This is a genomic window from Aeromicrobium sp. REDSEA-S38_B2 (assembly GCF_001628525.1).
Lineage (GTDB): Bacteria > Actinomycetota > Actinomycetes > Propionibacteriales > Nocardioidaceae > Aeromicrobium > Aeromicrobium erythreum.
In genome coordinates, this window is sequence record NZ_LUNH01000096.1 from 1 (window position 1) to 7,636 (window position 7,636).

General features: G+C 73.4%; 5 protein-coding genes and 3 pseudogenes. 6 read left to right on the forward strand and 2 right to left on the reverse strand.

The features are described 5' to 3' along the window. From A6Q81_RS15830 to A6Q81_RS15855, 6 genes and pseudogenes are all read left to right on the forward strand, one after another. Positions 1 to 641 (forward strand): annotated as a pseudogene (locus A6Q81_RS15830) (hypothetical protein); the annotation flags it as partial. Between the two features lie 103 nt (positions 642 to 744). Next, complete coding sequence (locus A6Q81_RS15835) at positions 745 to 1,488, forward strand: DUF5819 family protein (protein ID WP_286691058.1); 744 nt, start codon at positions 745 to 747, stop codon at positions 1,486 to 1,488. Next, positions 1,485 to 2,534 (forward strand): HTTM domain-containing protein, encoded by a 1,050-nt coding sequence (locus A6Q81_RS15840; RefSeq protein WP_286691059.1) that lies wholly within the window; start codon positions 1,485 to 1,487, stop codon positions 2,532 to 2,534. Before A6Q81_RS15835 ends, A6Q81_RS15840 begins: the two co-directional genes overlap by 4 nt. Next, positions 2,531 to 3,313 carry a hypothetical protein gene (locus A6Q81_RS15845; protein WP_286691060.1) on the forward strand — a complete coding sequence of 261 codons (783 nt, stop codon included), beginning with the start codon at positions 2,531 to 2,533 and terminating at the stop codon, positions 3,311 to 3,313. Before A6Q81_RS15840 ends, A6Q81_RS15845 begins: the two co-directional genes overlap by 4 nt. Beyond that, the gene (locus tag A6Q81_RS15850) at positions 3,310 to 3,855 is read left to right on the forward strand and encodes a hypothetical protein (protein ID WP_286691061.1); all 546 of its coding nucleotides are present in this window, start codon (positions 3,310 to 3,312) and stop codon (positions 3,853 to 3,855) included. Before A6Q81_RS15845 ends, A6Q81_RS15850 begins: the two co-directional genes overlap by 4 nt. Positions 3,856 to 3,970: 115 nt before the next feature. Beyond that, positions 3,971 to 4,984: pseudogene (locus A6Q81_RS15855) on the forward strand (glycosyltransferase family 4 protein); the annotation flags it as partial. Positions 4,985 to 5,086: 102 nt separating this feature from the next. Here A6Q81_RS15855 and A6Q81_RS17335 read toward each other — a convergent pair. Together A6Q81_RS17335 and A6Q81_RS15860 are read right to left on the reverse strand one after the other, a co-directional pair. Beyond that, a pseudogene (locus A6Q81_RS17335) lies at positions 5,087 to 5,221 on the reverse strand (TetR family transcriptional regulator); the annotation flags it as partial. A 5-nt stretch (positions 5,222 to 5,226) separates the two neighbouring features. Next, complete coding sequence (locus A6Q81_RS15860; RefSeq protein ID WP_286691062.1) at positions 5,227 to 7,524, reverse strand: arylsulfatase; 2,298 nt, start codon at positions 7,522 to 7,524, stop codon at positions 5,227 to 5,229. Between the last annotated feature and the right edge of the window lie 112 nt (positions 7,525 to 7,636).

Consider the following 7,636-nt stretch of genomic DNA (forward strand, 5'->3'; position numbering starts at 1 on the left):
ACTCGGGGACGGACAACTCGGGGACGGACAACTCGGGGACGGACAACTCGGGGACGGACAACTCGGGGACGGACAACTCCGGCACTGATAACTCGGGGACGGACAACTCGGGGACGGACAACTCGGGGACGGACAACTCGGGCACGGACAACTCGGGCACGGACAACTCCGGCACGGACAACTCCGGCACCGACAACTCCGGCACCGACAACTCCGGCACGGACAACTCCGGCCGGGACAACTCGGGCACGGACAACTCCGGCCGGGACAACTCGGGCACCGACAACTCCGGCCGGGACAACTCGGGCACCGACAACTCCGGCCGGGACAACTCGGGAGCTGACAGCTCGGGTGCCAGCACGTCGGGCGACGACGACACGGGCGGCACCTCCGGCGCCGACACGTCGGGCGCCGGGCAGTCGGCCGGCAAGGACCAGATCGCCGGTGGTGCCAACGGGATCGGGTTCAGCGCCTCGGCGTCCGGCATCAGCAGCGGCGCCGTGGGCGGCCCGCGCGGGGGCTACCTCCCGAACACCGGTGGCCCGGTCTCCGTGCCGCTGCTGCTGTGGGGCCTGGCGCTGACCGCCCTCGGTGGAGCCACCCTCGTGGCGGGTCGCCGCGGACGAGGAGCCCGGGCCTAGCCGCCGGGCCGAGCTCCCGCCGCCCATCGAGGCGGGTCGGGGTCGGTGCCGCCGTCCGTGAGGACGCCACCGACCCCGACCTGCCTCCGACCGAGGAGTGCAGATGACGAGCGACCCGCAGCAGCCCGCCCGACCGCTACCGCGCGGCGTCCGCCGAGTCCTGGTGGCCGTGGCCGTCGCAGCCGTGGCGCACACGATGGTCGTGGCCTTGTGGATCCTCCCGGACAACCTCGTCACCGAGCAGGTCTCCGGGCGATGGCTCGACGCCTACATCGAGCCCTTCTTCGAGCAGAGCTGGTCGGTCTTCGCGCCGATCCCGAAGCGCGGGACCATCGACCTCGAGGTGCGCGGTCGCGACGGTGACGGCTGGACCTCGCCGTGGGTCTCCCTCACGGCACCCGAGCGCGACCAGATCCGCTACTCGCTCGCGCCCAGTCGCTCCGCCCTGCTCACCCAGACCCTCGCGGGCTCGCTCAACGGCGCCTACGGCGCCCTCTCAGACGACCAGCGCGACGTCGTCTCGCAGCACGACACCGCCCGCACGCTGCGCAAGGCCCTGCTCGCCGCCGACGGGGAGCCGGCCGCGGCCCGCCGCTACCTGCGCACCGACGGGGTGCTGGAGCAGCTCGCGTCCGTCGCGGCGCAGACGCTCTGGGACGGCAAGGCGACGCAGGTCGAGCTGCGCACGGTCCGCCGTCAGGTCGTCGAGTACGGGACGGCCCAGGACGGGCGACGGACCGTCACCTTCCGTCCGGTGCGCTACGGGTGGCGCAACGTCGTGCCCGTGCCGCAGCCCGACCGTGGCGTGCTGCAGGACCACCTGGCGCGGGTCGGGGTGCGGCCATGAGGGCGGTCGGCCAGCGACGCATCGACCAGCGCCGCGAGACGTCGAGGGTGGCGGAGGTCGTCGACCGGCTGTGCACCCAGCCGTACGGCCTGCACAGCCTCGCGGCGTGCCGGATCCTGCTCGGCATGATGTACGTCGGGGTGCTGCTGTCGAACCTGCGCGACCGACGGCTCCTCTGGGGTCCCGGGTCGTCCTGGATGACGCCCCTGCGGGAGGGCTACGGGTTCGACGGCTGGCTCGTGGGCCTGCAGCACCTGTCGGGCGGATGGTTCGACCTGTTCTACCTCGCGGTCTTGGCGGCCGCGGTCTGCTTCACGCTCGGCCGCCTCACCCGCACGGCGGGGCTGCTGCTCCTGCTCGGCTCGATCCAGCTCGTCGAGTCCGCCCCGTTCCTCGGCGACCAGGGCGACAACATCGCGCGGATCGGCCTGTTCTACCTGTTGTGGACGCGCTGCTCGGTCGTCTGGTCGTGGGACGCGCGCCTGCGGTGGGGTGGGATGGACTCGACCCTGCAGTACCTGGTGTGGACGCGTCTCGGTCTCGCGCGGGTGCTCGACCGCGACGCGGCGCGGGCGGTCGGCACGTTCGTCAGCAACGTGGCGCTCGGGCTGCTCATGGCGCAGATCGTGATGGTCTACGTGACCGCCGGCCTGTACAAGGCGCGCGGCGGGCCGTGGCAGTTCGGCACGGCGCTCTACTACCCGTTGTCGCTGCCGGAGTTCCGGCCGTTCGGGTTCCTCAACGACCTGCTCGTCGCCCAGCCGGTGCTCCTCGCCCTCGCGACCTGGTCGGTCGTGCTGCTGCAGGTCCTGTTCCCGCTGACGCTGCCGTGGGCCCCGGCGCGGCGCGTGGCGCTCGTCGGCATCGCGGGCATGCACCTCGGCATCGCCCTGCTCATGGGCCTGCCCTGGTTCTCCCTGTCGATGCTCGCCTTCGACACACTCTTCGTCAGCGAGCGCACGCTGCTGCGCGTGCAGGCGTTCGCGGTCGACCGGTGGGACGACCTCGTCATCGCCGTCCAGAGCCGGGTGCGGAGGACCGCATGACCCGTCGCGCCTCCCGCGCGCGGTCGGTGCTGGCCGCCGCGGCCCTGGTCCTCCTCGCCGGCCTGTGCCTGACGGGCTGCTCAGGTCGCGACGACGACGCGGCGCGGGAGCGCCACCCTGTACCGAAGGCCGACGCGTCCACCGCGTCACGGGAAGCGACACCGTCGGCGAGCGCCATGACCGACCCCCACGTGGGTGCCGCGCTCGAGCGGCTCCGCGCGGCGTCGCGAGCCGCGCACGTGGCCGGTGCGACGAGGATGACCGGGAGCAGCAGCACCGCGGGGGAGCGCGGGACGGTGCAGGCGTCGGGCGACCTGCGCAGCGGCGCCTGGGAGGCGACCGTCCGGGCACCGCGGACCCGGCTCGAGGTGCGCAGCCGCTACAACACCACGTGGGTGCACGCCGACCGCACGTTCTGGTTGCGCAGCGGGTACACGCCGGCGTCCGCTCGCGCCGGCGCCCGTGGCTGGGTGCTGATGGAGCGGTCGGCCGGGGACCGGCTCCGCGACCAGCTCGACCCGGGCCGGGTCCTCGGCCGCGCCGCCGCACTGCGCCCCGCCGACGTCGCCCGGGTCCGCGCGGACGAGGACCGGTACGAGGTGGTCCTCGACGACGACTCCGGCGCCCGCACGACGTTCGTCGTGACGCGCCGGGGGACCCCCGTTCTGCGGTCCGTGCGTCTCAGGGGTGAGGGGGTCCGCGCCGACTTCGACCTGCGGCTCCTCCGCGAGCCGGTGGTGGTGGCGACGCCCCGACCCGACGAGGTGGTGCGACCGTGAGCCGCGACGACGCGGGGGCCCCGGGCCGGGCGGCACGTGCCGTCGTGCTCGTCATCGCCGTGCTCGCCGTCGTGGTCCTCTTGGCCGGGTGCGGCGGTGACCGCGAGCCTGCTCCGCGGCCCGCGGCACGGGCGACCTTGAGCATCGCGCTGACGGACTACTGCGGGACGCTCGAGAGCCTGCGTGACGCGAACGCCCACCCGCCGCCGGCGCGGGAGGTGGCCCGCACCCTCGGCCAGCGACTCCAGGTGCTCGAGCGCACGTACGACCACCTGGCGCGCCTGGAGACCGACCGGACGAGCGAGGCGGCCTACCGTGCCGTCACGCGCGACCTGGGCGCCGCGCGCGGGGCCCTCGAGAGCGCAGGAGGCGACCTCTCGAACGAGGGTGTGCTGCTCGCGCTCGCGCAGATGCGGGACACCCTCGCGCGGTCGTTCGCGACCCTCGACCCGCGCCTGCGTCGACGCTGCGGGATCACCGCCGAGGAGCTGGCCGGCACGCCGCTCGACCCGCCGACCACCCCGGGGTCCGGCCGCGCATGACGCCCCGTGCCCCGTCTCGGATACCGTGGGTCTCTCAACTGCCGCCTCCCACGCGGCCGAGGCGGAAGGTGGTCACGTGCGCGTCGCCCTGTTGTCGTACCGCAGCAAGCAGCACGTGGGTGGCCAGGGCGTCTACGTCGAGCACCTCAGCCGCGGCCTCGTCGAGGCGGGCCACGACGTCGAGGTGATCTCCGGGCAGCCCTACCCCGTGGGCCTCGACCCCAGGGTCCGGCTCACGCGGCTGCCCAGCCTCGGCATCTACGACGAGCCCGACCCGTTCAAGCCGCCCGCGCCCTGGACCCTGCGCAGCGTCCCCGACGTCGTCGAGTGGGTCCTCAGCGTCACCGGCGCGTTCGGCGAGCCGCTCACGTTCACGCTGCGTGCCGACCGGCACCTGCGCGAGCGCGTGGACGAGTTCGACGTCGTGCACGACAACCAGAGCCTCGGGTGGGGGCTGCTCGCGCTGCGTCGCCGGCTGCCGCTCGTGGCCACGATCCACCACCCCATCAGCCGCGACCGCAAGGTCGAGCTCGAGGCCGCCCGCGGCTGGCGCAGGCTCTCGGTCGCCCGCTGGTACTCCTTCGTCGGCATGCAGGCCCGGGTGGCCCGACGGCTGCCGTTCGTCGTCGGCGTGTCCACCGTGGCCACCGACGACACCGTCACCGACTTCGGCATCGACCCCGAGCGCATCCGCGTGGTGCCGCTCGGCGTCGACACCGATCTCTTCACCCCCGCCGAGGCAGCCGACCGCGTGCCCGGGCGCATCGTCGCCGTCGCGTCGGCCGACAAGCCGCTGAAGGGCGTGGCCCACCTGCTCGACGCGCTGGCGAAGGTCCGGGTCGAGCACCCCGACGTCGAGCTCCAGCTGGTGTCGACCGTGGAGCCCGGTGGGGCCACCGACCGACGCATCGACGCGCTCGGCCTGCGTGACTGCGTGACCACGCACAGCGGCGTGGAGGCCGAGCACATCGCCGACCTGATGCGCTCGGCCGAGGTCATGTGCGTCCCCTCGCTGTACGAGGGGTTCTCGCTGCCGACCGTCGAGGCGCTCGCCAGCGGCACCGCCGTCGTGGCCAGCCGGGCGGGCGCGATCCCCGAGGTCGTCGGCGACGGCCGGGGCCTCGCGCACGAGCCGGGCCAGGCGTTCGCGACGCTCGGCCCACCCCATGTCGAGGACCTCCTCCTTGGCCGCGAAGTAGCGGAAGAAGGTGCGTGGGGAGACCTCCGCGCGCTCGGCGATCGCCTCCACCGTGGTGGCGTCGAAGCCGTCGCGCGCGAAGAGCACCAGCGCGGCCTCCTCCAACGCCTGGCGGGTGGTCCGCTTGTGCCGCTCGCGTCGACCGGGCGGGGTCGGGGCGGAGGACACCGGCGTCAGTCCCCGGACATCGCGGCCCGGACCTGCTTCTCCGCGGTCGGCACCTCGAAGGTCGCGGCGGCACCGCTGCGCATGACCACGCGGTCCAGGTCGCCGGTGAAGGCGAAGGGGGTGGCGTAGTCCGGGCACAGCGGCAGGCCACGGTCGTGGCCGATGGTCAGCCCCACGGCGGCCGAGGACAGCTGGGGCAGGAAGAACGTGCCGCGGACCGGCCCGGTCGCGACGACCTCCTCGTCGATCGAGAGGTCCAGCCGCTGGGGGCCGTCGGCGTCCGCGGGGCGGAAGTCCAGCCCCACCACGTGGCTGCCCGCGGGGACCACGGTCTCCGCACGGACAGTGTCGGTGTGGTCGAGCAGCGCGAAGCAGGCGGTGGGCCGGCCGTCGAGCAGGTAGAGGCCCCAGCCGCCCTGGGAGTCGCCGATGGCGGCGAGCACCCCCTCGGCGCCGTCGTCCGGCACGTCGACGTGCGCGCGCAGCGAGAACCCGGCCCCGGCCGCCGGGAGCATCGGCTCGATCACCGGCGAGCCGCCGGGTCGGTACGTGGCCTCCTGCGGGGGCGGGAACTCCCCGGGGTGCAGGTGGAACATCGAGTTCGGGAACTCGAAGAGCGGGAGCACCTGGTTGCGGCCGGCCTCGGCCCACCACAGCCCCTCCATCCGGCGTACCAGCTCGGGGTGCTCGTTGGCGAGGTCGCGGTGCTCGGAGAAGTCGGTGGTGAGGTCGAACAGCGACCAGCGGTCGGTGGCGTGGTCGAAGCTGCCCTCGACGTGGTCGCGCTCGCCGAACTGGTTGGCGACGTGGTCGGTGACGGCCTTCCACCCGTCGAGGTAGAGGCTGCGCGAGCCCATCATCTCGAAGTACTGCATCCGTCGGTGCTCGTCCGCCGCGCCGTCACGGACGCTGGCCAGGAACGACGCGCCGTCCACGGGCTGCTGGCTGACCCCGTCCACGGCGTCGGGCAGGGCGACACCGGCCGCCTCGAGGATGGTCGGGAACAGGTCGACGGCGTGGGTGAACTGGCCCCGCACGGCGCCGGGGTCGGGCACGGCCGCCGGCCAGCGCAGCACGAGCGGCGCGCGCACGCCGCCGAGCCAGGAGTAGCGCTTCCACAGCCGCAGCGGGGTGTTGCCGGCCCAGGCCCAGCCCCAGGGGTAGTGGTTGGACGCGTCGTGCCCGCCGAGGTCCTCGATCTGGCCGAGGGCGGTCTCCTCGTCGGCCTGCAGGCCCACCCAGCCGGCGGCCTCGTTCGGGGTGCCCGTCGGACCGCCCTCGGCGCTCGCGCCGTTGTCGGACAGGATCATCACCACGGTGTCCTCGGCGACCCCGATCTCCTCGAGGAAGTCGAAGAGGCGACCGAGGTGGTGGTCGGTGTGGGTCATGAAGCCGGCGAAGACCTCCATGTAGCGGGCGTAGAGCCGCTGCTGGTCCTCCGACAGGGTCGACCACTCCGGCACCCACGACGGGCGGGGGGTCAGGACGGTGTCCTCGGGGACGACCCCGGCGGCGACCTGGCGGGCGAAGACCTCCTCGCGGTAGGCCTCCCAGCCGTGGTCGAAGGCGCCGCGGTAGGGCTCGACCCACTCCGGGGCGACCTGGTGCGGTGCGTGCGCGGCTCCCGTGGCCAGGTAGGCGAAGAACGGCTTGCGGGTCGTCGCCTGCTGCTGGTCCTGGATCATCCGGATGGTCTCATCCACGAGGTCCTCGGTGAGGTGGTAGCCCTCCTCGGGTGTCGCGGGTGCCTCGACGTGGTGGTTGTCGCGGACCAGCTCCGGCGCCCACTGGCTGGTCTCGGAGCCGAGGAAGCCGTAGTACTTCTCGAAGCCGACGCCCAGCGGCCACCGGTCGAAGGGGCCGGCGGCGGAGGTCTCCGTGCGCGGCACCAGGTGCCACTTGCCGACCGCCATCGTGTTGTAGCCGGTGTCCTTGAGCAGCCGTGCCATCGTCGCGGCGCTGCGCGGGATGCGGCCGGTGTAGCCGGGGAAGCCGAGCGCCGCCTCCTCCGTGACGCCCATGCCGACCGCGTGGTGGTTGCGGCCGGTGAGCAGCGCGGCCCGGGTCGAGGAGCAGACCGCGGTCACGTGGAAGCGCTGGTAGCGCAGCCCGCCACCGGCGACCTCGTCGATGCGGGGGGTCGAGATGCCCGAGCCGAAGCACCCGAGCTGGGCGAAGCCGACGTCGTCGAGCACGATCATCAGCACGTTGGGGGCGCCCTCCGCGGGTCGCGGGTAGGGCACGGGGCGGGACTGGGAGTCCAGGGCGGAGTCGACGACGTGCTGCGGCGGCAGGTGGCTCATGAGGGGCACAGTAGGACCGCCGAAGCCGTTGTGTCAGTCGTCTGACACTTTGATCGGGCTTCACGACTGCGAAGAACTAGAACGTGTTCCACCTGTCGAGACGGTCTATACG